The organism is Pseudazoarcus pumilus (genome assembly GCF_002872475.1).
GTDB lineage: Bacteria > Pseudomonadota > Gammaproteobacteria > Burkholderiales > Rhodocyclaceae > Pseudazoarcus > Pseudazoarcus pumilus.
The window spans coordinates 1,978,315-2,003,815 of record NZ_CP025682.1; the positions used below are offsets into that span (position 1 = coordinate 1,978,315).

Below are 25,501 nucleotides of genomic sequence, written 5' to 3' on the forward strand. Positions count from 1 at the left end.
CTCCGTCTACAGGGGTCGGGCGTAGAGGTCGTGGACGTCGCAATCGGTGATGCGCACACGCGCGAACTGGCCGACCTCGAGGTGTTCGCCGTCGGGGATGATGACCATGCCGTCGATCTCGGGCGCATCCGCGCAGGAACGGGCGAGCGCACCCTCCTCGTCGATGTCGTCGACGAGCACGTCGATCTCGCGGTCGATCCAGCGTTCGAGACGCTGCGTGGAGATATCCTCCTGGAAGGCCATCAGGCGCATGCGGCGTTCGTCGCGCACTTCCTCGGGTACCGGATCGGCCAATTCGTTCGCGGCCGCGCCCTCGACCGGCGAGTACGCGAAGGCGCCGACACGGTCGAGTTCGGCCTCGGCGAGAAACTGCAGCAGTTCCTGGAAATCTTCTTCGGTCTCGCCGGGGAAGCCGGTGATGAAGGTCGAGCGAATGGTCAGATCCGGGCACATCTCGCGCCACTTGCGGATGCGGGCGAGTACGTTCTCGGAGCTGGCCGGGCGGCGCATGGCCTTGAGGATGCGCGCACTGGCGTGCTGGAACGGGATGTCCAGATACGGAAGGATCTTGCCTTCGGCCATCAGCGGGATCAGGTCGTCGACGCTCGGGTAGGGATAGACGTAGTGCAGACGGACCCATACGCCCAGTTCGCCAAGCGCAGTGGCCAGATCCAGCAGCCGCGTCTTGATCGGGCGGCCGTTCCAGAAGCCGGTACGGTAGCGCGTATCCACGCCGTAGGCGCTGGTGTCCTGCGAGACGACGAGGATTTCCTTGACGCCCGCCTCGGCCAGCGCCTCGGCCTCGCGCATGACCTCGTGGATGGGGCGGCTGACCAGATCGCCGCGCATCGACGGGATGATGCAGAAACTGCAGCGGTGATTGCAGCCCTCGGAAATCTTCAGATAGGCGTAGTGCCGCGGCGTCAGGCGCACGCCCTGCGGCGGCACCAGGTCGACGAAGGGCTCGTGCGGCTTGGGCACATGCTGGTGCACCGCGCGCATGACCTCCTCGGTCGCGTGCGGCCCGGTCACGGCCAGCACCTGCGGATGCGCCGTCTGCACCACGCCCTCCTTGGCACCCAGGCAGCCGGTGACGATGACCTTGCCGTTCTCGGCCAGCGCCTCGCCGATCGCGTCGAGCGATTCCTCGACCGCCGCATCGATGAAGCCGCAGGTGTTGACCACCACCAGATCGGCGTCGTCGTAGCTCGCGGAGATCTCGTAGCCCTCGGCGCGCAGACGCGTGAGGATGTTTTCGGAATCGACTGTCGCCTTGGGACAGCCCAGGGAGACGAAGCCGACTCGCGGCGCGTCCCGTTCGATGATTCGGGTCATGGAAACTCGTCTATTGCCGGCCACGGCCGGCGGGATTCACTTCTTCTTGTCGCCGGACTCGTCGTCCTGCGCTCGCTGGCCGTAGTTCGGGAACGTAAAGCCGGTGAACATGCTGCGCGTCTGACTGTCGATCTGTTCCTGCATCTGCTCGAACATCTTGCGGCTTTGTTCCAGATAGGCGCCCATCACGCTGTTGAGCGCCGGCCCCTGGAAATTCATGAACTGCGCCCACAGGTCGTGGCTGACCGCGTTGTTGTCGCCGTACAGCGAGCGCGCCTGATCCTGCAGCTTGGCCTGCATGTCGGTGAAGGCCTTGATGTTGTTCTCCAGATACTTGCCCATCATGCCCTGCGTGGCATTGCCGTAGAAGCGGATCATCTGGGCGAGCAGGTCGCTGGTGAACATCGGCGAACCACCGGCTTCTTCCTCGAGAATGATCTGCAGCAGGATGGCGCGGGTGAGGTCGTCACCCGACTTGGCGTCGACCACCTGGAACTCCTCGCGCTCGAGCACCAGCTCTTTGACGTCCGCCAGCGTGATGTACGAACTGGTGCGTGTGTCGTACAGGCGGCGGTTGGGATACTTCTTTATGAGTCGCGACTTGTCGGCCATGCTGGATGTTCTCCTTGGCGTCGGCGGATTTGCATTGCACTGCGGCCGATTATAGCGCGCCAAGAAGAAAACCCCGCGAATCCGCGGGGTTTGGGCCGTGTCGCAGTGCACGCCAAAGGCACTCAGCACATGTGCAGGCCACCGTTCATGTTGAGCGTGGCGCCGGTCATGTAGCCAGCCATGTCCGAGGCCAGGTAGGCACACAGCGCACCGACTTCCTCGGGCTTGCCCAGGCGCTTCATCGGCACGGAATCGGTGATCGCCTGACGGATGTCTTCGCGGATGGCCATGACCATCTCGGTGGCGATGTAACCCGGCGCGATGGCGTTGACGGTAACGCCCTTGGTCGCCAACTCCGCGGCCAGCGCCTTGGTGAAGCCGAGCACGCCGGCCTTGGCCGTGGAGTAGTTGGTCTGGCCGGCCTGGCCCTTGACGCCGTTGACCGACGAGATGTTGATGATGCGACCCCAGCCGCGCTCAGCCATCTTCGCGGAGATGTGGTGGGTGACGTTGAACAGGCTGTTCAGATTGGTGTTGATCACCGCATCCCACATCTGCTTTTCCATCTTCGGGAAAAACTTGTCGCGCGTGATGCCGGCGTTGTTGACGAGCACGTCGATCGGCCCGATGTCGGCTTCGACCCTGGCGACCATGGCCGCGCAGGAATCATAGTCGGCGACGTCGCCTTCGGCCGCCGCGAAGCGGTAACCGAGGTCACGCTGCGTGGCCAGCCATGCTTCCTTCTCCTCGTAGCCGGGCAGGCAGTTGGCAACGACGGTGAAGCCGTCCTTGGCCAGCGCCTGACAGATGGCCGTGCCGAGTCCGCCCATGCCGCCGGTGACGAGTGCGATCTTCGCTGTCATATGGATCTCCTTGGGGGTGGTAATGCAAGGCCGACGTCTACCGCGCAAGCTTCAATTGCGGCAATGCGTCAACGAATAAGTGCCTGTCGATTATAAACACAAGGAGATTCTGTTTTGCACTGCAGTATCCAAAAAGCAACGGCGCAGGCGATTTCTCGCCGGCGCCGTCGGGTGCTGCAGCCTAGCTGGCCGAGCGCTCAGTACATGTGCTGACCGCCGTTGATCGAGATGTTCGCACCGGTCACGAAGGCCGCCTCCTCGGAGGCCAGATAGGCCACCAGACCGGCGATCTCCTCGGGCTTTCCGAGCCGCCCGAGCGGAATCTGCGGCAGGATCTTGGAATCGAGAATCTCCTGCGGGATGGACGTCACCATCTTGGTGCCGATGTAGCCCGGCGAGATGGTGTTGACGGTCACGCTGGCGCGCGCCGTCTCCAGCGCGAGCGCCTTGGTGAAGCCATGCACGCCGGCCTTGGCGGCCGAATAGTTGGTCTGGCCGAAGGCGCCCTTCTGGCCGTTGACCGACGAGACGTTGATCACGCGCCCCCAGCGGCGCTCGATCATTCCCTCGATGACGTGCTTGGTCATGTTGAACACGCTGTCGAGGTTGGTGCGCAACACCGCGTCCCAGTCGGCCTTGCCCATCTTGCGGAAGGTCATGTCGCGCGTGATGCCGGCGTTATTGACCAGCACATCGACCGGCCCGACCGCTTTCGTGACCTCGTCGATACAGGCCCCGCACGAGTCGAAATCCGACACGTCGCACTGAAAGCCCTTGAAGCCATAGCCCATGTTCTGCATGCTCTGCAGCCATTCCTCGGCCTTGGTATTGGACGGCGAATACGTCGTCACGACGCGGTAACCGAGCGCCGAGAGCTTGATGCAGATCGCCTCGCCAAGCCCGCCCATGCCGCCGGTTACGAGTGCCACACGTGTCATTTGCTGTCTCCTCTTGCCTTCCATGGTCCGCTCGATCGTGCCGGCGGACCGTCTCGTCGGACCCGGTCAGGTCCGCTCCGTCACATAACGTCCCGGCGCCGCTTCGATCGGCGCGAAACGCGCGTTGCCCGGCGTACGCGCAGCCACCGACCGGCCGCTGCGCGCGCGCAACCACTCGACCCAGTCCAGCCACCAGCTTCCCGGCCGCTCGATGCTGCCGGCCAGCCAGGATTCGGCATCGTCCGTGTCGGGGCCGTCGCAGCGATAGCTGCGGCGGTTGCGCGAGGCCGGGTTGATCGCGCCGGCGATGTGACCGCTGGCTCCGAGCACGAAGCAGGTGTCTCCGCCGAGCAGCGCACGCGATGCGTAGGCACCGTGCCACGGCACGATGTGATCCTCCGCCGCCGCGAACAGATACGCCGGCGCGTCGATGCGCCCCAGATCCACGTCCGCTCCTAGGATAGCCAGCCTGCCAGGATCGCGCAGTGCGTTGTCCAGATACATGTTGCGCAGATACCACGCGGCGAAGCGCCCCGGCAGGTTGGTGCTGTCCGAATTCCAGTACAGCAGATCGAAGGCCGGCGGGCGCTCGCCCTTGAGGTAATTGCCCACGACATAGGGCCAGATCAGCTCGTTGGCGCGCAGCGACGCGAATACGCCGGCCAGCTCCGTGCCGCGCATCGGCGCGCCCTCGGCGGCGGCACGTTCGCGCGCGGCGACCGCGTTCTCGTCGACCAGACAGCCCAGCTCGCCCGACTCCTCGAAATCGAGCAGCGTCGTCATCAGCGTGAGCGAAGCGACGCGCCCGCGCCGCAGCGGAGCGGCCACGGCGAGCGCGCTGGCGAGCAAGGTGCCGCCGATGCAAAAGCCCAGCACGTTGGGTTCGCGCACGCGGGTGATGGCGCGCACCACGCGCAGCGCCTCGAACACGCCAGTCTCGACATAGTCGTCCCAACCCAGATGCGCCTCGTCGGGGCCGGCGCTCTTCCACGAAATCATGAATACCGTGAATCCCTGCTCGACGACGAAGCGCACGAAGGAGTTCTCGGGCGACAGGTCGAGGATGTAGTACTTGTTGATGCAGGGCGGCACGATCAGCAGCGGCTTGGAGGCGACCTGCGCGGTCGCCGGTGCGTACTGGATGAGTTGCATCAGCCGGTTCTCGAAGATCACCTCGCCCGGCGTCACGGCCAGATCGCGGCCGACCTCGAAGGCACTCTCGTCGGTCATCGAGATGCGCCCGCGACCGAGATCCGCGAGCAGGTTGGCGATGCCGCGCGAGATGCTCTCGCCCTCGCTCTCGAGCGCAGCACGCACGAATTCCGGATTGGTCGCGGCGAAATTCGACGGCGCCAGCGCATCGACGAACTGGCGGGCCAGATACTGCATGCGCGCCTTCTCGCGCGCATCTTCGCAGGGCAGTGCGGCGGCGCATGCGGATACGAACTCGGCGTTGATCAGATAGGCCTGACGCAGATAGTCGTGAACGGGGCTCTCGCTCCATTCCGGCGTCGAGAAGCGCCGGTCGCCACGCGACGGCGGCGCCACCGGCTCGACGGCCTCGCCCGGCGCACGGCCCAGCATCGTGCGCCACAGCTCGGCGTGGCGTGTCGCGCACTCGCGCTGCAGTTCGGTCAGCTGCACCGCTTCGGCGCCGCCAACGGCCATCACGCGCTGCAGCGCCGCGGCGAGCGCCGCGAATGCCTCGTTCCAGCCTCCGTCACCGGCCACGCATTCCCTCCTCCGCTCCGGGTAGAATCCCCGGCCATGTACCTCATCGCAATCGGCTGGATGTACGTCGTGACGATGGTCGCCATCGTCAATCCCAACCCGGTGGGCGGCGTGCTGACCTTCGTCTTCGCCGGCCTCGGCCCGCTCGCACTGTTCCTGTGGATTTTCGGCACGCCGGGGCGCAGGCGCGCCAAGGCGCTGCGCGAGCCCGCACCGGAACCAGACGATAGTGGCAGCGATACGGGCGATCAAGCCTCGCCCGTGCCCTCGATCCAGATCAGCGAGGCGAATCGCCCGGTGACGCCGTCGCGCCGGAACGAATAAAAGCGCGCCGCATCGCTCAGCGTACACCATCGGCCACCATGCACCGCCGGCACCCCGGCCGCACGCAGGCGCAGCCGCGCCAGCGCATACAGGTCGGCCAGCCACTTGCCCTCGCGCACGCCCGGTTCAAACGCCTGGGCCGCCGCGCCATCGGCTGCGAGAAAGGTCTCGCGCACCTCGTCGCCTACCTCGAAAGCCTGCGGCCCGATGGCCGGTCCGAGCCAGGCCATCAGTTCGCGCGGCTCGCCGCCCATCGCCGTGACGGTGTTCTCCAGCACGCCGGCTGCGAGCCCGCGCCACCCGGCATGCGCGGCCGCCACCACACGGCCGTGGATATTGCACAGCAGCACGGGCAGACAGTCCGCCGTGAGCACCGCGCAAACCGTGCTCGGGCGACGCGCCAACGCTGCGTCGGCCGGCACCGCTGGCGCAGCTGCATCGGCATCGGCCACGGCCGTACCATGCACCTGCTGCAACCAGATCGGCTCCGCCGGCAGATGTGCGGCGAGCAGTCGGCGGTTGCACTCGACCAGGGCCGGATCGTCGCCGACGTGATCGCCGAGATTGAGTCCGGCATAGGGTCCGGTACTGACGCCGCCACTGCGCGTGGTCACCAGTGCGCGCACCGTCGCCGGCGCCGGCCAGTCGGGAACGATCCAGTCGGCCGACCTCACGCGCCTGCCTCGCGTCGCAAGGCGTCGAGCAAATGCGCGAAATCTGCGGGCAGCCCGACCTCCCACTGCATGGGCTCACCACTGGCCGGATGCACCAGCGCCAGCCGGAAGGCATGCAGGGCCTGGCGGGCGAAGGCGTCGCGCAGCGCATCACCGCTGCGCCGCCGGCCATAGACCGGATCGCCGACGAGCGGATGGCCGATGCTCGCCATGTGCACGCGGATCTGGTGCGTGCGACCGGTCTCGAGGCGGCATTCGACCAGAGTCGCAGCGCGCAGGCGCTCGCGCACGACGTAGTGCGTGCGCGCCTCGCGCCCGCCCTCGATTACGGCCATCTTCGTGCGATGCGTCGGATGACGCCCGACGGGCGCATCGACACTGCCCGGCCCGGCAAGCGCCCCATGCACCAGCGCCAGATAGTGCCGACCCACGTCACGTGCCTGCAGCTGACGCACCAGCGCGGTCTGGGCCGCAAGCGTCTTGGCCACTACCATCAAGCCGCTGGTTTCCTTGTCGAGGCGATGCACGATGCCGGCACGCGGCACCGTCTCGAGTTGCGGCGCGTGGTGCAGCAGCGCATTGAGCAGCGTGCCGCTGCGGTTGCCGCTGCCCGGATGCACGACCAGCCCGGGCGGCTTGTCGAGGACGAGGATGTGGGCGTCCTCGAAGAGCACTGCGAGCGGGATGTCCTCGGGCAGTTCCGCGCCCAGGGGCTCGGCTTCGGGCTCGACCACGCTCAGGTGTTCGCCGCCGCGCAGCTTGTGCTTGGCCTCGCGCGCCGCGCCGTCGACGAGCACGTAGCCGTCGCGCAACCAGGCCTGCAATCGCGTGCGGGAGTGTTCGGGAAACAGCTGCGCGAGCACCCGGTCGACCCGCTGCCCACCCATTTCGGCCGGAATCTCGAAGTCCCGGCGCAAGACGGCATGGGGCTGTGGGCTATAATCGGCCGATGTATTCACGCGAGTTCGTTCGATGTCGAGACTGAGTCAATTGCTGCGCAGTTTAGCCCTTATCACCGCCGTGCTGGCCGCCGGCTGCGGGCTGCTGCCCGAGGAGATCGACGAGACCATCGACTGGAGCGCCCAGCGCATCCATGCCGAGGCACGTGCAGCGATGGACGGCGGTGGCTACGAGCGCGCGATCACGCTGCTCGAGAAGCTCGAGTCGCGCTACCCCTACGGACGTTTCGCCCAGCAGGCCCAACTCGAAATCGCCTACGCCTACTACAAGTCCAACGAGCCCGAACTGGCGCTGGCCGCGGCCGACCGCTTCATCCGCCTGCATCCCAACCACCCCTACGTCGATTACGCCTTTTATCTGAAAGGTCTGGTGACCTTCAACGAGAATCTGGGCCTGCTGGGCTGGATCTCCAACCAGGACCTGTCCGAGCGCGACCCCAAGGGTGCACAGCAGTCCTACGACACCTTCCGCGAACTGATCACGCGCTTCCCCGAGAGCCGCTACACGCCGGACGCGATCCAGCGCATGCGCTATCTGGTCAATGCTCTGGCCGCTCACGAAGTGCATGTGGCGCGCTATTACCACCGGCGTGGTGCCTACGTCGCAGCGGTCAACCGCTCCAAGGAAGCCATCAAGAACTACCCGGACACACCGGCGGTCGAGGAAGCGCTGTACATCATGGCGCGCAGCTACGAGGCAATGGGCATGGACGACCTGGCGCACGACGCCGAGCGCGTGCTCGACCAGAACTTCCCCGACAGCGTCTACTATCGCGGCGGGCCCGACGCGGACCAGCCGTGGTGGCAGCTGTGGTGAGCAACGCGGACTGAACCCCGGCGGGAAACGGGCGTAACGCCCCCGTCGCGCACGAAGCGAGCGAACCATCGATGTTCGACTACCTGCAGCGCTGGTTCAACCGGCATTTCTCCGACCCCCAGGTCGTGATCCTTGCGCTGGTCCTGCTGATCGGCGTGTTCATCGCGATCTTCGCCGGGCGGCTGCTCGCGCCGCTGATCGCAAGCGTGATCATCGCCTATCTGCTCGAGGGCGCGGTGTCCTTCCTGGAACGTCATGGTTCGCGACGCGCGCCGGCCGTGATCCTCGTGTTCAGCCTGTTCCTGTCGCTGTTCGTCGTCACCATGCTGCTGCTCATTCCGCTGCTCGCCGGCCAGGTCGGACAGCTTGCGCGCGAACTGCCGGAAATCGCGGCGCGGCTGCAGGATGTCGCATTGCATCTTCCGGAACGCTATCCACAGGTCTTCTCCGACCAGCAGGTGGTTGACCTGCTCGCGTCGATCCGCAACAACGTCGCCGCCTTCGGCCAGCGCATCGTCGTGCTCTCGCTGACTTCGGCGGTGCAGCTGATCACCTTCCTCGTGTACCTGATCCTGGTGCCGCTGCTGGTGTTCTTCATGCTCAAGGACAAGCAGCACATCGTCGCCTGGTTCCTGCAGTTTCTGCCCCAGGAGCGCAGTCTGGTAAATCACGTATGGGCCGACGTCGAAGCGGGAATCGGCAACTACGTGCGCGGCAAGTTCATCGAGATCCTGATCGTGTGGGTGGTCACCTACGTGGTTTTCGCAATTCTCGGCATGCCCTACGCGATGCTACTGTCACTGCTCGTCGGCCTGTCGGTGATCGTGCCCTATGTCGGCGCGGCGGTCGTGACCGTTCCAGTCGCGGCGGTGGCCTACTTCGAATTCGGGCTGGCGCCGCATTTCTGGTACGTACTCGGCGCCTACGCGGTGATCCAGTTCCTCGACGGCAACGTGCTCGTGCCGCTGCTGTTCTCGGAAGTGGTCAACCTGCATCCGGTCGCGATCATCGCCGCGGTGCTGACCTTCGGCGGAATCTGGGGCCTGTGGGGCGTGTTCTTCGCGATTCCGCTGGCGACGCTGATCGCAGCCGTGCTGCGCGCCTGGCCCGCCCCGCCCGAACACGGCAGCACCTGAACGCCGCTACGCGGCGGTGGTCTGTCGACAATCCTCCTGTGCAATGAGGCGATGATGGAAACGCTCGGACACTATATCGACGGCAAGCGCGTCGCGGACGAAACACGCACGCAACCCGTCTTCAACCCCGCCACTGGCTCGCCAGCGCACCAGGTCGCGCTGGCTTCGACCGCCACCGTCGAGGCCACGATCGCGGCCGCGCAAACGGCCTTCCCGGCCTGGCGTGCGACCCAGCCACTCAAGCGCGCGCGCATCCTGTTCAAGTACAAGGAACTCCTGGAGAAGAACGCCGACCGCGTGGTCGAAGCCATCGTGGCCGAACACGGCAAGGTGTGGGAAGACGCGCACGGCGAGCTGGCACGCGGCATCGAGGTGGTCGAATACGCCTGCGGTGCGCCGGAGTTCCTCAAGGGCGAATACAGCCGCGACGTCGGCCCGGACATCGACTCCTGGTCCGAATTCCCGCCGCTGGGTGTGGTCGCCGGCATCACGCCGTTCAACTTTCCGGCGATGGTGCCGATGTGGATGTTCCCGATGGCGCTGGCCTGCGGCAACACCTTCATCCTCAAGCCGTCCGAGAAGGTGCCCTCGGCCTCGCTGATCCTCGCCGAGTTGCTCACCGAAGCCGGCCTGCCGCCGGGGGTGTTCAACGTCGTCAACGGCGACAAGGAAGCGGTCGACAAGCTGCTCACCGACCCGCGCGTCAAGGCCGTGAGCTTTGTCGGCTCCACCCCGGTGGCCGAGTACATCTACACCACCGGCACTGCACACGGAAAGCGCGTGCAGGCGCTCGGCGGCGCCAAGAACCACGCCGTGGTGATGCCCGACGCGGATCTGGACAACGCCGTCAACGCCATCATGGGCGCGGCTTACGGCTCCTGCGGCGAACGCTGCATGGCGATCTCGGTGGTGGTCGCGGTGGGCGATGCAGTGGGCGACGAGCTGGTGCGCCGGCTCAAGCCCAAGGTCGAGAACCTGCGCATCGGCAATGGCACCGAGCGCGGGCTGGACATGGGCCCGCTGGTCACCGGACCGCACCGCGACAAGGTGCGCGGCTACATCGATCTGGGGGCCGAGGAAGGCGCGGAACTGGTCGTCGACGGACGCAATTTCAAGCTCGCCGGGCATAAAGAAGGATTTTTCCTCGGCGGCACCCTGCTCGATCACGTCAGACCGGACATGCGCGTGTATCAGGACGAGATCTTCGGCCCGGTGCTGGCCGTCGTGCGCGTGCAGGATCTGGCCGAGGCGATCGCGCTGATCGACGCCCACGAGTTCGGCAACGGCACCTGCGTGTTCACGCGCGACGGCGCCGTGGCGCGCCGCTTCAGCGACGCCGTGCAGGTCGGCATGGTGGGGATCAACGTGCCGCTGCCGGTACCGGTGGCCTGCCAAAGCTTCGGCGGCTGGAAGCGCTCGCTGTTCGGCGATCTGTACGCCTACGGCCCGGACGCCGTGCGCTTTTACACGCGGCGCAAGACCATGACCCAGCGCTGGGCCGTACGTGGCGTCGAGAAGGCGCAGTTCGCCTTCCCCAGCAACGGCTGAAACTGTTAAGTTTGCGCACGCCGGGCGGCGCATGCGCCGCCCGTTTCGCTTCGAGGAGAACAAGACATGATCAAGTCCCGCGCCGCAGTCGCCTGGGAAGCCGGCAAACCGCTGGAAATCACCGAAATCGACGTCGCCGCGCCCAAGCAGGGCGAGGTGCTGGTACGCATCGTCGCCAGTGGCGTGTGCCACACCGACGCGTTCACGCTCTCGGGAGCAGACCCCGAGGGCATCTTCCCGTCAGTACTTGGCCATGAGGGCGGTGGCATCGTCGAGGCCGTGGGGCCGGGCGTCAGTTCGGTGGCCGTGGGCGACCACGTCATCCCGCTCTACACGCCCGAATGCCGCACGTGCAAGTTCTGCACCTCGGGCAAGACCAATCTGTGCCAGGCCATCCGCGCCACCCAGGGCAAGGGCCTGATGCCGGACGGCACCAGCCGCTTCTCGCTCGGCGGCAAGACCATCCACCACTACATGGGCACGTCCACCTTCTCGGAATACACGGTGCTGCCCGAGATCGCGCTGGCCAAGATCAACAAGGAAGCTCCGCTGGAGAAGGTGTGCCTGCTCGGCTGCGGCGTGACCACCGGCATCGGTGCGGTGCTCAACACGGCCAAGGTCGAGCCGGGCGCAACGGTGGCGGTCTTCGGCCTGGGCGGCATCGGCCTGGCGGCGATCATCGGCGCCGTGATGGCCAAGGCCTCGCGCATCATCGCCATCGACATCAACCCGGACAAGTTCGAGATCGCGCGCCAGCTCGGCGCCACCGACTGCGTCAATCCCAAGGACTTCGACGCGCCCATCCAGCAGGTCATCGTGGACCTGACCGATGGCGGCGTGGACTATTCGTTCGAGTGCATCGGCAACACGCAGGTCATGCGCGCCGCGCTCGAGTGCTGCCACAAGGGCTGGGGCGAGTCGGTGATCATCGGCGTGGCCGGTGCCGGCGAGGAGATCTCCACGCGGCCTTTCCAGCTGGTGACCGGCCGCGTGTGGCGGGGCTCGGCCTTCGGCGGCGTGCGCGGGCGCACCGAGTTGCCGCGCTACGTCGAACAGGCGCAGAAGGGCGAGATTCCGCTCGACACCTTCATCACCCACACCATGGGGTTGGAGGACATCAACCACGCCTTCGATCTGATGCATGAAGGCAAGAGCATCCGCTCGGTGATCCACTTCTGAGTACACCCCGAGCCGCCGGCCGATCCGTCGGCCGGCAGATTCACGACGACCCAAACGGAACCATCGACATGAGCATCTCCCTCGAGACCGTCGCCGCCAACCGCAGCTTCGGCGGCTGGCACAAGCGCTTTCGTCACCATTCGACGACACTGGGCTGCGACATGGTGTTCGCGATCTATCTGCCGCCGCAGGCCGAGCACGGCCCGGTGCCTGTGCTGTACTGGCTGTCCGGGCTGACCTGCACCGACGAGAACTTCATGCAGAAGGCCGGCGCGCAGCGCATGGCCGCTGAACTGGGTATCGCCATCGTCGCGCCGGATACCAGTCCGCGCGGCGAAGGCGTGCCGGACGACCCGGAGGGCAGCTACGACTTCGGCCACGGCGCGGGCTTCTACGTCAACGCCACGCATGCGCCCTTCGACAAGCATTACCGCATGTACGACTACGTCGTGTCGGAACTGCCCACATTGGTCGAAGCCAGTTTCCCGGTCAGCGACGCGCGCGCGATCTCGGGACACTCGATGGGCGGTCACGGCGCGCTCGTGATCGCGCTGAAGAACCCGGGTCGTTACCGCTCGGTGTCGGCCTTCGCGCCCATCGCCAACCCCACCGACTGCCCGTGGGGACGCAAGGCCTTCACCGGCTATCTCGGCGAGGACGAGACCGCGTGGCGCGAGTGGGACACCTGCGCGCTGATCGCCGAAGCACCCGAGCGCCTGCCGCTGCTCGTCGACCAGGGCGAGGCCGACCCCTTCCTCGAGGATCAGCTGCGTCCGCAGCGACTGGCCCAGGCCTGCGAGCGCGCAAACCATCCGCTGACGCTGCGCATGCAGCCGGGCTACGACCATAGCTACTATTTCATCGCCAGCTTCATCGACGAGCATCTGCGCCACCATGCCGCGGCGCTGCGCCGCTGAAGCCGCGCCAGACGCGCACATCCGACGACAATCGCTACCGCCAACACGGCGGTGGCGAACAGTCCCGCCCATACGCTGAGCACGAACAGCGGCCACACCGCTTCGGCCGGCCCCCGCGGCAGCGCCGACGACAACTGCATCGCCAACGGCATGCACACGACGCCCATCGCGACCACCGCTATTCCCGCCAAACCGTTTGCACGCTTCATGTCCGTCTCCCGTGTGGTGTCACCCAACGGATTGTGCGCAGCGCCAGGCTCATGAACTGAGCCACACGACGAATTTGCCCGATGCTTGACCGCGATCAAGAATCGGGCACTCGACGCCCCCGTGCATGCGTTCTTGACTTCTAATACATGCGTAGAAGTACGTATGCGACCGGAGGGGTCCGAACCTGATGTCGATCCGCCATTTGCTCCTGTCGATGATCGCCGTGCTGACCCTGCTCGCGCTGGGCATCGGAGCGCGCGAAGTGGTCACGATGCGCGAGCGCCTGACGGCGATCGACTGGCTCGAGCACAGCAACCGCGTCTCCAGCCTCGTCCAGCACGCCAGCGGCGCACTGGCGCGCGAGCGCGGCATCACGGCGATCGCGCTCTCGCGACCGGATCACCGCACGGACGATGCCGTGCGCCTGGCTCAGGGCATCGACGGCGCGCGCAGCGAGGTCGATGCCCACATCGCCTCGCTGCTTGCCGGGTCAGGCGATACCGCCCGCCTCGCGCCCGATCACCCGCTGCTCTCGCAGTTGGCGGGCATTCGCGCCCTGCACGCCGAACTGCAGGCCTACCGCGAGGCCGTCGATGCCAGCCTGGCCGGCATCGAGGTCGACCTCGACGTTGCGCCGCAGCGCTGGGTCGCGCTGGTCAGCCATTTCATCGACGTATTGCACCAGACCATCAGCATCAGCGCCTCTCCCGCACCGGGCGGCGCCGGCGACAGCGCGAGCGTGCAGCCGCTGATCCGCGACGCGCTGTTCACACTCGCCGAACACCTGGGCCAGGAACGCGCCATCATCGCCGCGGCGCTCTCGCGCGGGGCGCCGCTGGGCGCGACCGAGTTGCGCGAGCTCGAACACTACCGCGCCAACATCCTGCACAGCTGGAAACGTGCCGATGGCCTGCTCGATGACTTCGAACGCACGCCGCGCATCGAGGCCGCGATCGACCGTTTCTGGGCCGATATGTTTGTCCATTACGAAGACCTGCGCGACGGCGTGCTCGCCGCCAGCGAACGCGGACAGCCCTATCCGGTGAGCGACGGCGAGTGGTTCGCCCACGCCACGCGCGGCATCGACGCCGTACTGGCGCTGTCGGATACGCTGGGCGATGAAATCGACCGCCGGGCCGCCGCGCTGCGCGCGCAGGCCAGCCGCGAGCTGACCTTGTCGCTGCTCGCTCTGGGCGCGCTGATCGTCGCCTTTGGCTTCGCCGTGGTGCTCATCCACCGTCGCGTGCTGCGCCCGCTCGGCGCGCTCGAGCGCGCCGCCGCGGCGATCTCCGCCGGAGACCTGTCACCGCACGTCGTCGCCGCTGGCGACGACGAATTCGGGCGCCTCGCACGCGGCTTCGAACACATGCGCGAATCGCTCGCCGCCGCCGAGCGCGAGCGCGAGTCGGCGCTGGCCGAGCTGCGCAAACTCGGCACCGCCATCGAGCACAGCGTCAGCTCGGTCATCATCACCGACGAGCGCGGCATCGTCGAATACACCAATCCGCAGTTCACGCTCACCAGCGGCTACGACGCCGACGAGGTGCGCGGCCGTCATGTGGGTATCCTCAAGTCCGGCTACACGCCGCCCGCGCACTACCAGGGCCTGTGGGAGACGCTGCAGGCGGGCAAGGCCTGGAAGGGCGAGCTGCTCAACCGGCGCAAGGACGGCGAGTTGTACTGGGAGGCGGTGTCGATCAGCCCAATCCGCGACAGCACCGGCAAGATCATCCACTTCATCAGCATCCAGCACGACATTTCCGAGCGCAAGCGCATCGAGGCGCGGCTGGACTTCATCTCGTCCTACGACCCGCTCACGCGCCTGCCCAACCGCGCGTTGCTCAACCAGCGCTTCGGCGAGGCGCGCTCGGCGGCGCGCAAGCGCGGTTCCCGCCTGGCGCTGGTCGCGCTCGGAATCCGTCATTTCAAGCGGCTCAACGACAGCCTCGGGCACGAAATCGGCGACCGCCTGCTGTGCGAGATCGCCAATCGCCTGACGCATGCGACACGCGAAACCGACTCCGTCTCGCGCCTGTCGGGCAGCGAATTCGCAGTGATCCTCGACCGGATCGGCGACAGTGCCGAAGTTTCCGAGCGCGCCACCACCATCCTGCACGAGTTGCGCAAGCCCCTGTACGTGGACGAACACGTGTTGCAGCCGACGCTGCATGCGGGCATCGCGATCCTGCCCGACGACGGCGAGACCCTAGACCAGTTACTTACCTCGGCCAGCATGGCCTTGCACCAGGCCGAGCATGAGGGCAGCACGCCGCTGATGTTCTACACGCCGGCGCTCAACGCCGATGCGCAGTCGCGCCTGGCGCTCGAATCGGCGCTGCGCATGGCGCTCGAGACCAACCGCCTGGAACTGCACTATCAGCCGCGCATCGACCTGCGAACGGGGCGCGTCATCGGCGCCGAGGCACTCGCACGCTGGCGTCATCCGGAGACGCTCGAGTACATTCCGCCCGAGCGCTTCATCCGCATCTCCGAGGAAAGCGGCCTGATCCATCCGCTCGGGCAATGGGTGCTCAACGAGGCCTGCAAGCAGAACCGCCGCTGGCAGGAAGCGGGGCTGCCACGCATTCCGGTAGCGGTCAACATCTCGCCGCTGCAACTGCAGCAGCGCGGACTTCCGGACCAGATATCCGAAGTACTCGCGCGTACCGGGCTGGAAGCCGAGGATCTGGAGATCGAGCTGACCGAAACCACCGTCATGGAAAGCCCGGAGGAGGCAGCGGTCGCACTGCACCTGCTCAAGTCGCTGGGCGTGCGTCTGGCCATCGACGACTTCGGTACGGGCTATTCCAGCCTGGCCTATCTGAACCGTTTCCCCGTCGATCTGCTCAAGATCGACCGCAGCTTCATCAGCAACCTCGAATCCGATCCCAGCGCCGCCACCATCGCCAGTTCGGTGATCGCACTGGCGCACCGCATGGGGCTGCGCGTGGTCGCCGAAGGCGTCGAGAACCTCGCCCAGTTGCACTTCCTGCACCGCCAGGATTGCGACGAGATCCAGGGCTACTACTTCAGCCCCGCCCTGCCCCCGCAGGCCTTCGCCGAACTGCTGCGCAGCGCGCGCACGCTGACCGTTCCCGTCACCTCGGGCTGACACCGGCAATTGCGCATTGACGTGTACGCGAGCCGTTGAGAGACTCTTACGGCACCGTCGTGCGCGAGCGCACCCCCGCTGGAGGACGAGACACGAATGACCGGAGCGCTGCGCCACATCAGGCACTGGCTGAGCTGCATCCCGTTGTTGTGTCTGCTGCTCTCGGCCGACGCCACGGCAACGGAACGCCAGCACCTGCGCGTGCAGTTGCAATGGCATCACCAAAGCCAGTTCACCGGCCTCTACGTCGCCCATGCGCGACGCCACTTCGAAGCCGAAGGGCTGGACGTGCAGTTTATCGAGGGCGGGCCCGGCATCGATCCGGTCGAACGTCTGCAGACCGGCAAGGCAGACATCGCGATCGCGTGGCTGGACAATGCGTGGGAACGCAGCACGCCTGATCGCCCCGTCACCAACGTGGGGCAGATCTTCTCCGGTTCGGCGCTGGCCGTCGTGTGCCGCATGAGCGCAGGCGTACTGAGCGCGCAGGACATGGTCGGGCGTCGCGTCGGCGTGTGGAACATCGGCGACGAGGCCGTCGTCGCCGAGATGGTTCGTCGGCTCGGGTTCGCGCCGGGCGACGTCGAACGGGTCACGCAGCGCCCCGACGGCGCAGATCTGATCGATGGATCCGTGCCCTGCGCCACCGTGATGACGTACAACGAGTACTGGCGCCTCCTCGATGCCGGCATCCCCGAGGATGACCTGCTGGTCGTCAGCCCCGAGAGCTTCGGCCTGCCCCACATCGAGGACGGCCTGTATGTCGACGCCCGGCGCCTCGACGACCCGGCCTTCGTCGACGCGCTGGCGCGTTTCGTCCGGGCCACCCGCCAGGGCTGGCACGAAGCGCGTATCGCGCCCACGCTCGCCGTCGAGACCGTGATGCGCATCGGCACCGGGCTGGAGCGCGAAGCGCAGCGCCACATGCTGGAGACCGTGCTCGCGCTGGTGCCCGACGACGATCGTTTCGGGATGTTCGATCTGGCAGCTTTCGAGATCGCTCGCGAACACATCGACCGCGGCGACGGTGCCGCACCGCCAGACCGGCTGTGGACCCATGCAGTGTGGAATGCGCTACAGGCCTTGGATGGACGCGAGCGGCTGCTCAGCACCGCTACCCAGCACTACGCCCGCAGCGTTCTCGACATGGCGCTGTTTCAGTGGCTGGTGCTGCTTGGCGTAATGACCTTCGCGCTGTCGGGCGCGCTCGAGGCGGTCAATCGCGGCTACGACTTCTACGGTCGGCTGATCCTGGCCTTTCTCTCCGGCCTGGGCGGCGGCACGCTGCGCGACCTGCTCATCGGTGGCGAGCGCCAGCCGCTGTTCTACATCACCGACCCGGCCTATCCGGCCGGCATTCTGCTGGTCGTGGTCGCCGCCACGGCACTCACCGCGATTCGCCCCGACATCCATCGCACGCGCAGCTTCACGCGCGTCAAGCACTGGACCGACGTGATCGGCTTCTCGGTGCTCGCGGCCAGTGGCGCGACCATCGCCATCGCCCACGACATGCCGTGGTACTGGGCGCCGTTCTGCGCGGCGATGACCTGCGCGGGAGGCGGCGTGCTGCGCGAGATCGTCATCAACCGCGAACCGGCCACGCTCAAGGGCGTCATCTACGAGGAGGTGGCGATCTTCGGTGGCCTGTTGCTGGTGGGCGCGCTGGTGCTGGCCAACCACTTCGAGCGCTCACCCTGGCCGGTGTACGCGGCGATGCTCTTCGCCATTGCCGCGATGGTCGCCGCGCGACTGGTCATCCTGCGCCTGGGCCTGCGCTACCCGCAGTGGCTTGGCGGGCGGGCGCAGACGTCCCGCTGAAGCGTTGCCCGACACGAGACCACGCGAGCGCCGCGCCACACGCCCCTCTCCCCTGCGGCCCGAACCGGCTTATCATGTTTGCATTATCGGCCTCGCGGACCCGCCATGATGCGACTGTTCCTAGGTGTGCTCGTCACGCTGTGCCTGATGCCCGCCCAGGCCGCTGCGCAGCACGAGGCGGTGACACTACAACTGCAATGGACGCATGCCTTCCAGTTCGCCGGCTACTACGCCGCGCGCGAGAAGGGCTTCTACACCGAAGCCGGCCTGGATGTGACCATCCGTGAGGCCGAGCAGGACGTCAGCGTCGCCGAGATCATCACCCGGGGCGACGCGCACTTCGGAGTCAGCTCCAGCAGTCTGCTGCTCGAGCGCGCGCGCGGCCTGCCGGTGGTCGTGCTGGCCACGACACATCAGCACTCACCCTATGTGCTGGTGGTGCCACTCGACAGCCCGGCGCAGAGCATCTCCGGCCTGGCCGGGCTGCGCGTGATGCTCGAGTCCGGTGCGGAAGAACTGCGCGCGCTGCTGCGCCGTGAAGGCGTTCACGACGACATCGTGTTCGTTCCACACAGCTTCGACCCGCAGGATCTGATCGACGGCCGGGTCGACGCCTATTCCGCATACTCGACCAACGAACTGTTCTATTTCCGTGAGCGCGGCTTCAATACCCTGACCTATTCGCCGCAGAGCGCCGGCATCGATTTCTATGGCGACACACTGTTTACGTCCGAGCGCGAACTGCGCGAGCATCCCGAGCGCGTAGCCGCGTTCCGCGAGGCCAGCCTGCGTGGCTGGCAGTACGCGCTGGCCCATCCGGACGAGATCATCGAGTTGATCGTCGAGCGCTATCCCACCACGATGAGCGCCGCACATCTGCGCTTCGAGGCCACCGAACAGGCGCGACTGATGGAGCCGGGTGAAGTGCCGCTCGGCCACATGAGCGCCGAGCGCTGGCGCCATATCGCCGAGGTCTATGCCGAACTCGGCATGCTGCCGTCCGGGTTCGAACTGGATGAGGGTTTTCTCTACGCCCCCACGCCGGTCCGCAGCATCGCGCCGTCGGCCGTCTCACACATGACCTGGCTCGCAGCGGGCGCACTCCTAGTGGCGCTGCTCTCCCTCCTCGCCGCCGCGCTCACCCGCCGTCGTCTCACTCAGGCGCGCGTCCAGCTCGAGGCCGGCGAGATCGAACTGGCCGAGTCCCGACGCCAGTTCGACCTGCTCGCCGAACATGTCGAAGACGTCGTATGGACGCTGGACGTGGCCGATCGCCGCTTCACCTGGGTCAGCCCTTCGGTCGCCCGCCAGCGCGGCTTCGAACCCGAAAAGGTCGTCTCCTCCGCACTGGACGCGGCCATCGTGCCCGAACAACTCGAACAGGTGGAGCGCTGCCTGGCCGAAGCCCCCGCACGCCTGCGCGCCGGAGACACCGAAGGCCGCTGCACCCTCGACCAACCCTGCGCCGACGGCGCGACGATCCGCGTGCACATACGCTACCGCCTGTCCGTCAACGAACTCACCGCCCGCCTGGAAATGACCGGCACCAGCCGCAAGATCGAAGGGGACTGAAAACGAAAAACGCGCCGAATGGCGCGTTTCGTTTGTCTGGCGGAGACGGAGGGATTCGAACCCTCGAGACAGGTTTTGCCCGTCTGCTCCCTTAGCAGGGGAGTGCCTTCGACCTCTCGGCCACGTCTCCAGACAAGGGCGCGATCATAGCGATTTGGCGCCCACCGGTCAAACCGCATTCACGCCTGGTCGAGACCGAAGGCCTTGTGCAGGACGCGGGCAGCCAGCTCAAGGTACTTCTCTTCGATGACCACGGCGATCTTGATCTCCGAGGTGGAGATCATCTGGATGTTGATGCGCTCGTTGGCGAGCGTCTCGAAGACCTTGGACGCCACACCCGGATGCGAGCGCATGCCGACGCCGACCACCGAGATCTTGGCCATGGTGTCGTCGATCTCGATCGCCTTGGCGTTGAACTGCGACATGTTGTCTTCAAGCGCCTTCTTGGCCTTGGCCAGATCGCCGAGCGCGACGGTAAAGGAAAAGTCCGTGGCGCCTGCGTGGCCGACGTTCTGCACGATCATGTCGACGTCGATGTTGGCTTCGGCGATCGGGCCGAGAATCTTGTAGGCGATGCCGGGCACGTCCGGCGCGCCGACCACGGTGATCTTGGCTTCGTCGCGGCTGAACGCGATACCGGTGATGACGGGTTGTTCCATTTGACTGTCTTCCTCAACGGTGATGAGCGTGCCCTCGCCTTCTTCCTCGAAGCTGGACAGGACACGCAGCTTGACCTTGTACTTGCCGGCGAACTCGACTGCACGGATCTGCAGGATCTTCGAGCCCTGACTGGCCAGTTCGAGCATTTCCTCGAAGGTGACCTTGTCGAGCTTGCGCGCCTTGGGCACGACGCGCGGGTCGGTCGTGTACACGCCGTCGACATCGGTGTAGATCTGGCATTCGTCAGCGTTCAGAGCCGCGGCAAGCGCCACACCGGTGGTATCGGAGCCGCCACGCCCCAGCGTGGTGATGTTGCCGTGCTCGTCGACACCCTGGAAACCGGCCACTACGACCACCGATCCGGCATCCAGATCCTTGCGAACCGGCGCATCATTGATGTCGAGGATGCGCGCCTTGGTGTGGGCCGAATCGGTGAGAATGCGCACCTGCCCGCCCGTGTAACTCTTGGCCGGAACGCCGAGCTCGTGCAGGGCCATGCACAGCAGACCGATGGTGACCTGTTCGCCGGTGGACACCACGACGTCGAGTTCGCGCGGCGTCGGGTTCGACGAGATGTCTCGGGCGAGGCCGATCAGCCGGTTGGTCTCGCCACTCATCGCGGACACCGCCACGACGACCTGATCGCCCCGCTGGTGGAACTTCGCGATGCGCCTGGCGACGTTCTTGATCCGGTCCGGGCTTCCGACCGAGGTACCGCCATATTTCTGAACTATCAGTGCCATTGCCGCGCTCAATCTGACTGGGTACAAAAGTCCAGCATTTTACCCGTTTGACGGAACAATTTGCAGCTTGCGCGCTCTCAGTTGCGACCGTGTGACGAATTCGCATCGCATGGCAACTGCCACATCAGTTTTCACTTGTATGTGAAACGAATGCTCAACTATACTGTCATTACGCTATGACGAAAGTCGTAAGTTGGCCGGGCTGCACGTGCAACCCGCATGACAGGACAATCCATCCGAGGATTCCCGATGAAGACTACCGACAAGATTGACGTGCGAGAGATCCGCCGCAAGCTCGGCATGAACCAGTCGCAATTCTGGTCGAAGATCGGCGTCACCCAGAGCGGCGGCTCCCGCTACGAGAGCGGCCGCAACATTCCCCGCCCGGTGCAGGCCCTGTTGCGTCTGGTGCATATCGAACAAATCGATATCAGCAAGATCCGCAAGGAAGACGTCGAGGTCGCCGAGTATCTCAAGAGCTCCGATCCCGAGACCTTCAAGAACCTCAAGAAGGAAGCGCGAGCACGCCGCAAGGAAAAGAATTCGCGCTGAACCCGGTTGGCCTGGAAGCCTGCGGGCGCCGCTTCGGTGGCGCCCTTTTTTGGCTCAGCTGACGCCGCAGGGCGGGCGGCGTGCCAGTGCTATACTCGCGCCCCCGTCCTACCGGATCGAGATCGATGCGCATCACCCGCAAGCTGGAGTTCGACGCCGGCCACCGGATTCCGGATCACGCCAGCCAGTGCCGGCACCTGCACGGACATCGTTACGTCCTCGAGGTGACGCTCTCGGGTGACGTCGTGCGCGCGCATGGCGAACCTGCAAACGGCATGGTGATGGACTTCGGCGAGGTCAAGACCATCGCCCGGCGCCACGTCGTCGACCTTTGGGACCACGCCTTTCTCGCCTGGCGCGAGGACACCGCTGTCGTCGCGTTTCTTGCCACCCTGCCCGGGCACAAGACGGTGCTGCTCGACACCGTACCGACGGCCGAGAACCTCGCGATCGAGGCCTTCCGCCTGCTCGATCCGCATTATCGCGACGTCTTCGGCAACAGCCTGACGCTGCAACGGGTACGCCTATACGAAACGCCCAATTGCTGGGCCGATGCCCTGCGCGAGGAAATGCCCTGAGTCTGGCCCAGAATCGAAAAAGCCCGCGATGTTCGCGGGCTTTTTCGTCGGTCGGCCACCTTACATCGCGTAACGACGCAGGCGCATCGAGAACTCCTGCAACTGCTCGATGCCGCTTTGCTCGGCCCGCGCGATCCAGTCCTGCAACTGATGTAGCAGTTGTTCGCTCGACGCCGTCGAGCGCGCCCAGATCGAGTTCAGTTCCTCACGCATCGACTTGACCGTGGCAAGCGCCTGACTGTTCTCCAGCACGACTTGCAGCTGATGTCGTTCGCTCTCGCCGAGCTTGCGACCTTCGCCCGAGAGCACCAGCCGGCGCAGCGCCTTGACGTCGAACTTGCGACCGCTCGCGCGCGCGAGGTGGTCGATCTCCTCGCTGCAGACCTGGCGCAGCGAGCGCACGTAATGGGTCATGACATCGTAGCGGTGGGTGATGACCGCCTGCAGCGTGTCCAGGTCGACCACGCTCTTGGCCTCGGTGAAGCGCGGCGTCGGAATCACGCGACGTGCCTTGGCGAGCCCCAGCATCTCGAGGATGCGGATGTACATCCAGCCGATGTCAAATTCGTACCACTTGGCCGACAGCTTGGCCGACGTGGCGAAACTGTGATGGTTGTTGTGCAGCTCCTCGCCGCCGATCAGGATGCCCCAGGGCACGAGATTGGTCGCGGCATCGGCGCAGTCGAAATTGCGGTAGCCCCAGTAGTGACCCAGGCCATTGACGACGCCGGCGGCCCAGAACGGGATCCACAGCATCTGCACCGCCCAGATCGTCAGACCGAGCGGGCCGAACAGGATCAGGTTGATGACCAGCATGATCGACACGCCAAGCACGGAGTGGCGATAGACATTGCGTTCGAGCCAGTCGTCGGGCGTGCCGTGACCGTAGCGCGCGAGCGTCTCCTCGTTCTTGGCCTCTTCACGATACAGCTCCGCCCCTTCCCACAGCACCTTGCGGATGCCCTTGACCTGCGGGCTGTGCGGATCGTCCTCGGTCTCGCACTTGGCGTGATGCTTGCGATGGATGGCGGCCCATTCCTTGGTGACCATGCCGGTGGTCAGCCACAGCCAGAAGCGGAAGAAATGACTCGGAATCGGATGCAACTCGAGGGCGCGATGCGCCTGGTGGCGATGCAGATAGACCGTGACGGCCACGATGGTCACGTGCGTCAGCGCAAGCGCGACGAGCACGTAGCCCCACCAGGGAAGATCGAACAGACCGCTGTACATGCGTGGCGAAACCTCTTGGATTACAACGTGTTGACTATACGCGATGAACGCGCGCGAATCTAAGGCCAGGAGACGAACGGACGGCGGAGTGAAGCCATCAGGGGCCCGGATTGAAAGGCAGACGCTTCACCGCGGTGGCCTGTTCGCGGTGGCGCAACCAGTTCGCGCGGTAGATGCGCGCGAGTTCGCAATTGTCTTTCAGTAGGAGTACGTTCTCGGCGTTTCGGTTGCGTGCCGACCAGGTGAAATTGTAAGAGCCCGTCAGCAGTGCGCAGCCAGGTCCATCGGCATCGACGATCAGCACCTTGTTGTGGGCGGCGGCGAACGCCGTCTCGAAGGCCACGGGGATGCCGGCCTCGAGCAGCAGCGGGATGGCATTGCCCTTGTCGCGCGCATTCATCTTCGCGTCGGCGAGCACCTCGACACGCACGCCGCGCTGGTGGGCCCGCACCAGCGCACCGGCGATGTTGCGGCTGGTAAACACATAGGCCTGCACCAGCAGCGCGGAGTGTGCCGCGTCGATCGCGCCGATGATCAGCGCTTCCGGGTCGTCGGTCGGCGAGAACGCGATCTCGATGCTGCCCTTGGCCGGCACGACCTCGCTGGCGGGCGCCGGACCGCCGAGCAGAGCCAGCACCAGCGCGGCCAGCAGGCGATCACGCAGCATCGCTACGTTCGAACACGGCGGCGAAGAAGCCGTCAGTGTCATGCAGGTGAGGCAGCAGGCGCAGACGCTCACCGGCATCGAGTTCGATCCCCTGGCGGCGCAGAACCTCGCCCGCGTCGAGCGCGCGAAACTGCGGATGCGCCCTGGCGAAGGCATCGACCACGTCGTCGTTCTCCTCGGCGAGCAGGCTGCAGGTGGCATACACCAGACGCCCGCCCGGACGCACCAGCGTGGCGGCCGCGGCGAGAATGGCCGACTGGCGCTCGACCATCTCGACCACCGACTGCGGCGACTGACGCCACTTGAGGTCCGGGTTGCGCCGCAGCGTGCCCAGTCCGCTGCACGGCACGTCGACCAGCACGCGGTCGGCCTTGCCGGCCAGACGCTTGACGCGCGCGTCGCGCTCGTGGGCGATCACCGCCGGATGCACGTTGGACAGCCCGGCACGCGCCGCGCGCGGCTTGAGCTGGGCCAGCCTGCGCTCGGACACGTCGAAGGCGTACAGCCGTCCGGTCGAGCGCATCATGGAGCCCAGATGCAGCGTCTTGCCGCCCGCACCGGCGCAGAAATCGACGATCAGCTCGCCGCGGCGCGGCTGCACCAGAAAGCCCAGCAACTGGCTGCCTTCGTCCTGCACCTCGAACGATCCGTCGAGAAAGCGTGCATGCTTCTGCAAGGCCGGCTTTTCGGCCAGACGCAGCCCGTGCGGCGAATACGGGCACGCCGTGGCGACAACGCCCGAATCGTTGAGCTCGGCCAGCAGCGCATCGCGCGAGCTGCGCACCCGATTCACCCGCAAGTCCAGCGGTGCCGGCCGGTTCAATCCTGCGGCCAGCGCAACCAGTTGTTCTTCATTCATGGACGCGCGCAGGCGCTCGACCAGCCAGTCGGGCAGGTCGGTACGCACGCCGAGCGTGAGTTGCGCCGGCTCGAGCGCGCGCAACCCCGCGATCCAGGCCAGTTCGGTCTCCGAGGCCAGGCCTTCGAAACGCCGCGCAGACCAGCCTTCGCAACGCGCCAGCCAGGCCAGCAGAAGCTGACGCGGGCTGGCATCCTCCCCAACCGTCGCGCGCAGCCAGCGCAGGCGGCGCAGGATGCCGTAAACGCTCTCGGCGACGATGCCGCGGTCGCGATGCCCCAGTTCGCGATGCTCGCGAAAATAGCGCGAGAGCACCGCATCGGCCGGGTACTCGAAACTCAGCACTTCGCCGAGCACGGCTGCGGCATGGGCCAGCGGTCCACGCACGACCTGCGTGCCCGTGGCCGCACGCGCCCTGCCCGTGCGGCCACGGGAGGCGGAATCGGACTTTCGTTTGGCACTCATGT

At 66.0% G+C, this 25,501-nt stretch carries 23 protein-coding genes and 1 tRNA gene; 11 read left to right on the top strand and 13 right to left on the bottom strand.

All coding sequences use genetic code 11. The features are described 5' to 3' along the window. Window positions 1–6 precede the first annotated feature (6 nt). The 5 genes from rimO to C0099_RS09550 form a co-directional block, all read right to left on the bottom strand. Window positions 7–1,335, bottom strand: a complete 1,329-nt coding sequence (rimO, locus tag C0099_RS09530) for a 30S ribosomal protein S12 methylthiotransferase RimO (RefSeq protein ID WP_102247217.1) — start codon at window positions 1,333–1,335, stop codon at window positions 7–9. Window positions 1,336–1,371: 36 nt separating this feature from the next. Further along, window positions 1,372–1,947, bottom strand: a complete 576-nt coding sequence (gene phaR / locus C0099_RS09535) for a polyhydroxyalkanoate synthesis repressor PhaR (protein WP_102247218.1) — start codon at window positions 1,945–1,947, stop codon at window positions 1,372–1,374. 122 nt (window positions 1,948–2,069) lie between these two features. Continuing rightward, window positions 2,070–2,810 (bottom strand): beta-ketoacyl-ACP reductase, encoded by a 741-nt coding sequence (gene phbB / locus C0099_RS09540; RefSeq protein ID WP_102247219.1) that lies wholly within the window; start codon window positions 2,808–2,810, stop codon window positions 2,070–2,072. Between the two features lie 197 nt (window positions 2,811–3,007). Continuing rightward, window positions 3,008–3,748 (bottom strand): acetoacetyl-CoA reductase, encoded by a 741-nt coding sequence (phbB, locus tag C0099_RS09545; RefSeq protein ID WP_102247220.1) that lies wholly within the window; start codon window positions 3,746–3,748, stop codon window positions 3,008–3,010. Between the two features lie 66 nt (window positions 3,749–3,814). Then, window positions 3,815–5,479: a PHA/PHB synthase family protein gene (locus C0099_RS09550; protein WP_408634100.1), complete on the bottom strand. Its 1,665-nt coding sequence runs from the start codon at window positions 5,477–5,479 to the stop codon at window positions 3,815–3,817. A gap of 36 nt (window positions 5,480–5,515) precedes the next feature. Here C0099_RS09550 and C0099_RS09555 point away from each other — a divergent pair, with 36 nt between their 5' ends. Further along, window positions 5,516–5,803: a hypothetical protein gene (locus tag C0099_RS09555; protein ID WP_332870247.1), complete on the top strand. Its 288-nt coding sequence runs from the start codon at window positions 5,516–5,518 to the stop codon at window positions 5,801–5,803. On the opposite strand, the gene pgeF is transcribed toward C0099_RS09555, so the two are convergent. Both pgeF and rluD read right to left on the bottom strand, forming a co-directional pair. Further along, entirely contained in the window at window positions 5,728–6,477 is a 750-nt protein-coding gene (gene pgeF, locus C0099_RS09560) for a peptidoglycan editing factor PgeF (RefSeq protein WP_102247221.1), read from the bottom strand. The two genes, C0099_RS09555 and pgeF, sit on opposite strands and share 76 nt — an antisense overlap. Beyond that, entirely contained in the window at window positions 6,474–7,436 is a 963-nt protein-coding gene (gene rluD, locus C0099_RS09565; protein WP_265734819.1) for a 23S rRNA pseudouridine(1911/1915/1917) synthase RluD, read from the bottom strand. Before rluD ends, pgeF begins: the two co-directional genes overlap by 4 nt. A 13-nt stretch (window positions 7,437–7,449) precedes the next feature. Here rluD and C0099_RS09570 point away from each other — a divergent pair, with 13 nt between their 5' ends. From C0099_RS09570 to fghA, 5 genes are all read left to right on the top strand, one after another. Continuing rightward, on the top strand, window positions 7,450–8,253 hold the full coding sequence (locus C0099_RS09570; RefSeq protein ID WP_102247223.1) for an outer membrane protein assembly factor BamD: 804 nt from the start codon (window positions 7,450–7,452) through the stop codon (window positions 8,251–8,253). Between the two features lie 71 nt (window positions 8,254–8,324). Further along, a complete protein-coding gene (locus tag C0099_RS09575; RefSeq protein ID WP_102247224.1) occupies window positions 8,325–9,389 on the top strand; it encodes an AI-2E family transporter in 1,065 nt (354 codons plus the stop codon). 54 nt (window positions 9,390–9,443) lie between these two features. After that, a complete protein-coding gene (locus C0099_RS09580; RefSeq protein ID WP_102247225.1) occupies window positions 9,444–10,937 on the top strand; it encodes a CoA-acylating methylmalonate-semialdehyde dehydrogenase in 1,494 nt (497 codons plus the stop codon). A gap of 66 nt (window positions 10,938–11,003) precedes the next feature. Beyond that, entirely contained in the window at window positions 11,004–12,116 is a 1,113-nt protein-coding gene (locus C0099_RS09585; RefSeq protein WP_102247226.1) for an S-(hydroxymethyl)glutathione dehydrogenase/class III alcohol dehydrogenase, read from the top strand. Between the two features lie 68 nt (window positions 12,117–12,184). After that, window positions 12,185–13,033 carry an S-formylglutathione hydrolase gene (gene fghA, locus C0099_RS09590; RefSeq protein ID WP_173768953.1) on the top strand — a complete coding sequence of 283 codons (849 nt, stop codon included), beginning with the start codon at window positions 12,185–12,187 and terminating at the stop codon, window positions 13,031–13,033. On the opposite strand, the gene C0099_RS15865 is transcribed toward fghA, so the two are convergent. After that, window positions 12,970–13,242: a hypothetical protein gene (locus C0099_RS15865; RefSeq protein WP_123785237.1), complete on the bottom strand. Its 273-nt coding sequence runs from the start codon at window positions 13,240–13,242 to the stop codon at window positions 12,970–12,972. The two genes, fghA and C0099_RS15865, sit on opposite strands and share 64 nt — an antisense overlap. A 188-nt stretch (window positions 13,243–13,430) precedes the next feature. Between C0099_RS15865 and C0099_RS09595 the strand changes: the two genes are divergently transcribed. The 3 genes from C0099_RS09595 to C0099_RS09605 all read left to right on the top strand — a co-directional run bounded on the left by C0099_RS09595 (window position 13,431) and on the right by C0099_RS09605 (window position 19,745). Then, entirely contained in the window at window positions 13,431–16,355 is a 2,925-nt protein-coding gene (locus C0099_RS09595) for an EAL domain-containing protein (RefSeq protein ID WP_102247227.1), read from the top strand. Window positions 16,356–16,451: 96 nt separating this feature from the next. Beyond that, window positions 16,452–18,173: an ABC transporter substrate-binding protein gene (locus tag C0099_RS09600; protein ID WP_102247228.1), complete on the top strand. Its 1,722-nt coding sequence runs from the start codon at window positions 16,452–16,454 to the stop codon at window positions 18,171–18,173. A 105-nt stretch (window positions 18,174–18,278) separates the two neighbouring features. After that, window positions 18,279–19,745 carry an ABC transporter substrate-binding protein gene (locus C0099_RS09605; RefSeq protein WP_102247229.1) on the top strand — a complete coding sequence of 489 codons (1,467 nt, stop codon included), beginning with the start codon at window positions 18,279–18,281 and terminating at the stop codon, window positions 19,743–19,745. Window positions 19,746–19,782: 37 nt separating this feature from the next. Here the strand turns inward: C0099_RS09605 and C0099_RS09610 are convergent. Together C0099_RS09610 and C0099_RS09615 are read right to left on the bottom strand one after the other, a co-directional pair. Continuing rightward, window positions 19,783–19,875: transfer RNA gene (locus C0099_RS09610), tRNA-Ser, on the bottom strand. Between the two features lie 49 nt (window positions 19,876–19,924). After that, window positions 19,925–21,148 carry an aspartate kinase gene (locus tag C0099_RS09615; RefSeq protein ID WP_102247230.1) on the bottom strand — a complete coding sequence of 408 codons (1,224 nt, stop codon included), beginning with the start codon at window positions 21,146–21,148 and terminating at the stop codon, window positions 19,925–19,927. A 249-nt stretch (window positions 21,149–21,397) separates the two neighbouring features. Between C0099_RS09615 and C0099_RS09620 the strand changes: the two genes are divergently transcribed. Together C0099_RS09620 and queD are read left to right on the top strand one after the other, a co-directional pair. Further along, window positions 21,398–21,700, top strand: a complete 303-nt coding sequence (locus tag C0099_RS09620) for a helix-turn-helix domain-containing protein (RefSeq protein WP_102247231.1) — start codon at window positions 21,398–21,400, stop codon at window positions 21,698–21,700. A gap of 125 nt (window positions 21,701–21,825) precedes the next feature. Continuing rightward, window positions 21,826–22,278 (top strand): 6-carboxytetrahydropterin synthase QueD, encoded by a 453-nt coding sequence (queD, locus tag C0099_RS09625; RefSeq protein ID WP_102247232.1) that lies wholly within the window; start codon window positions 21,826–21,828, stop codon window positions 22,276–22,278. Between the two features lie 60 nt (window positions 22,279–22,338). Here the strand turns inward: queD and C0099_RS09630 are convergent, their stop codons facing one another. From C0099_RS09630 to C0099_RS09640, 3 genes are all read right to left on the bottom strand, one after another. Then, the gene (locus C0099_RS09630) at window positions 22,339–23,508 is read right to left on the bottom strand and encodes a DesA family fatty acid desaturase (protein ID WP_102247233.1); all 1,170 of its coding nucleotides are present in this window, start codon (window positions 23,506–23,508) and stop codon (window positions 22,339–22,341) included. 97 nt (window positions 23,509–23,605) lie between these two features. Continuing rightward, on the bottom strand, window positions 23,606–24,175 hold the full coding sequence (locus C0099_RS09635; RefSeq protein ID WP_102247234.1) for a phospholipase D family nuclease: 570 nt from the start codon (window positions 24,173–24,175) through the stop codon (window positions 23,606–23,608). Continuing rightward, on the bottom strand, window positions 24,165–25,499 hold the full coding sequence (locus tag C0099_RS09640) for an RsmB/NOP family class I SAM-dependent RNA methyltransferase (protein ID WP_102247235.1): 1,335 nt from the start codon (window positions 25,497–25,499) through the stop codon (window positions 24,165–24,167). The genes C0099_RS09635 and C0099_RS09640 overlap by 11 nt, the downstream gene beginning before the upstream one ends. Window positions 25,500–25,501 lie beyond the last annotated feature (2 nt).

Coding starts and splice junctions, on each gene's coding strand:
- C0099_RS09585 (WP_102247226.1), top strand. CDS start 11,004: ATGATCAAGTCCCGCGCCGCAGTCGCCTGGGAAGCCGGCAAACCGCTG.
- C0099_RS09555 (WP_332870247.1), top strand. CDS start 5,516: ATGTACCTCATCGCAATCGGCTGGATGTACGTCGTGACGATGGTCGCC.
- phbB (WP_102247220.1), bottom strand. CDS start 3,748: ATGACACGTGTGGCACTCGTAACCGGCGGCATGGGCGGGCTTGGCGAG.
- C0099_RS09635 (WP_102247234.1), bottom strand. CDS start 24,175: ATGCTGCGTGATCGCCTGCTGGCCGCGCTGGTGCTGGCTCTGCTCGGC.
- phbB (WP_102247219.1), bottom strand. CDS start 2,810: ATGACAGCGAAGATCGCACTCGTCACCGGCGGCATGGGCGGACTCGGC.
- C0099_RS09620 (WP_102247231.1), top strand. CDS start 21,398: ATGAAGACTACCGACAAGATTGACGTGCGAGAGATCCGCCGCAAGCTC.
- rimO (WP_102247217.1), bottom strand. CDS start 1,335: ATGACCCGAATCATCGAACGGGACGCGCCGCGAGTCGGCTTCGTCTCC.
- C0099_RS09600 (WP_102247228.1), top strand. CDS start 16,452: ATGACCGGAGCGCTGCGCCACATCAGGCACTGGCTGAGCTGCATCCCG.
- C0099_RS09580 (WP_102247225.1), top strand. CDS start 9,444: ATGGAAACGCTCGGACACTATATCGACGGCAAGCGCGTCGCGGACGAA.
- fghA (WP_173768953.1), top strand. CDS start 12,185: ATGAGCATCTCCCTCGAGACCGTCGCCGCCAACCGCAGCTTCGGCGGC.
- C0099_RS09605 (WP_102247229.1), top strand. CDS start 18,279: ATGATGCGACTGTTCCTAGGTGTGCTCGTCACGCTGTGCCTGATGCCC.
- C0099_RS09575 (WP_102247224.1), top strand. CDS start 8,325: ATGTTCGACTACCTGCAGCGCTGGTTCAACCGGCATTTCTCCGACCCC.
- C0099_RS09640 (WP_102247235.1), bottom strand. CDS start 25,499: ATGAGTGCCAAACGAAAGTCCGATTCCGCCTCCCGTGGCCGCACGGGC.
- C0099_RS09570 (WP_102247223.1), top strand. CDS start 7,450: ATGTCGAGACTGAGTCAATTGCTGCGCAGTTTAGCCCTTATCACCGCC.
- C0099_RS09595 (WP_102247227.1), top strand. CDS start 13,431: ATGTCGATCCGCCATTTGCTCCTGTCGATGATCGCCGTGCTGACCCTG.
- C0099_RS09615 (WP_102247230.1), bottom strand. CDS start 21,148: ATGGCACTGATAGTTCAGAAATATGGCGGTACCTCGGTCGGAAGCCCG.
- phaR (WP_102247218.1), bottom strand. CDS start 1,947: ATGGCCGACAAGTCGCGACTCATAAAGAAGTATCCCAACCGCCGCCTG.
- queD (WP_102247232.1), top strand. CDS start 21,826: ATGCGCATCACCCGCAAGCTGGAGTTCGACGCCGGCCACCGGATTCCG.
- C0099_RS09630 (WP_102247233.1), bottom strand. CDS start 23,508: ATGTACAGCGGTCTGTTCGATCTTCCCTGGTGGGGCTACGTGCTCGTC.
- C0099_RS15865 (WP_123785237.1), bottom strand. CDS start 13,242: ATGAAGCGTGCAAACGGTTTGGCGGGAATAGCGGTGGTCGCGATGGGC.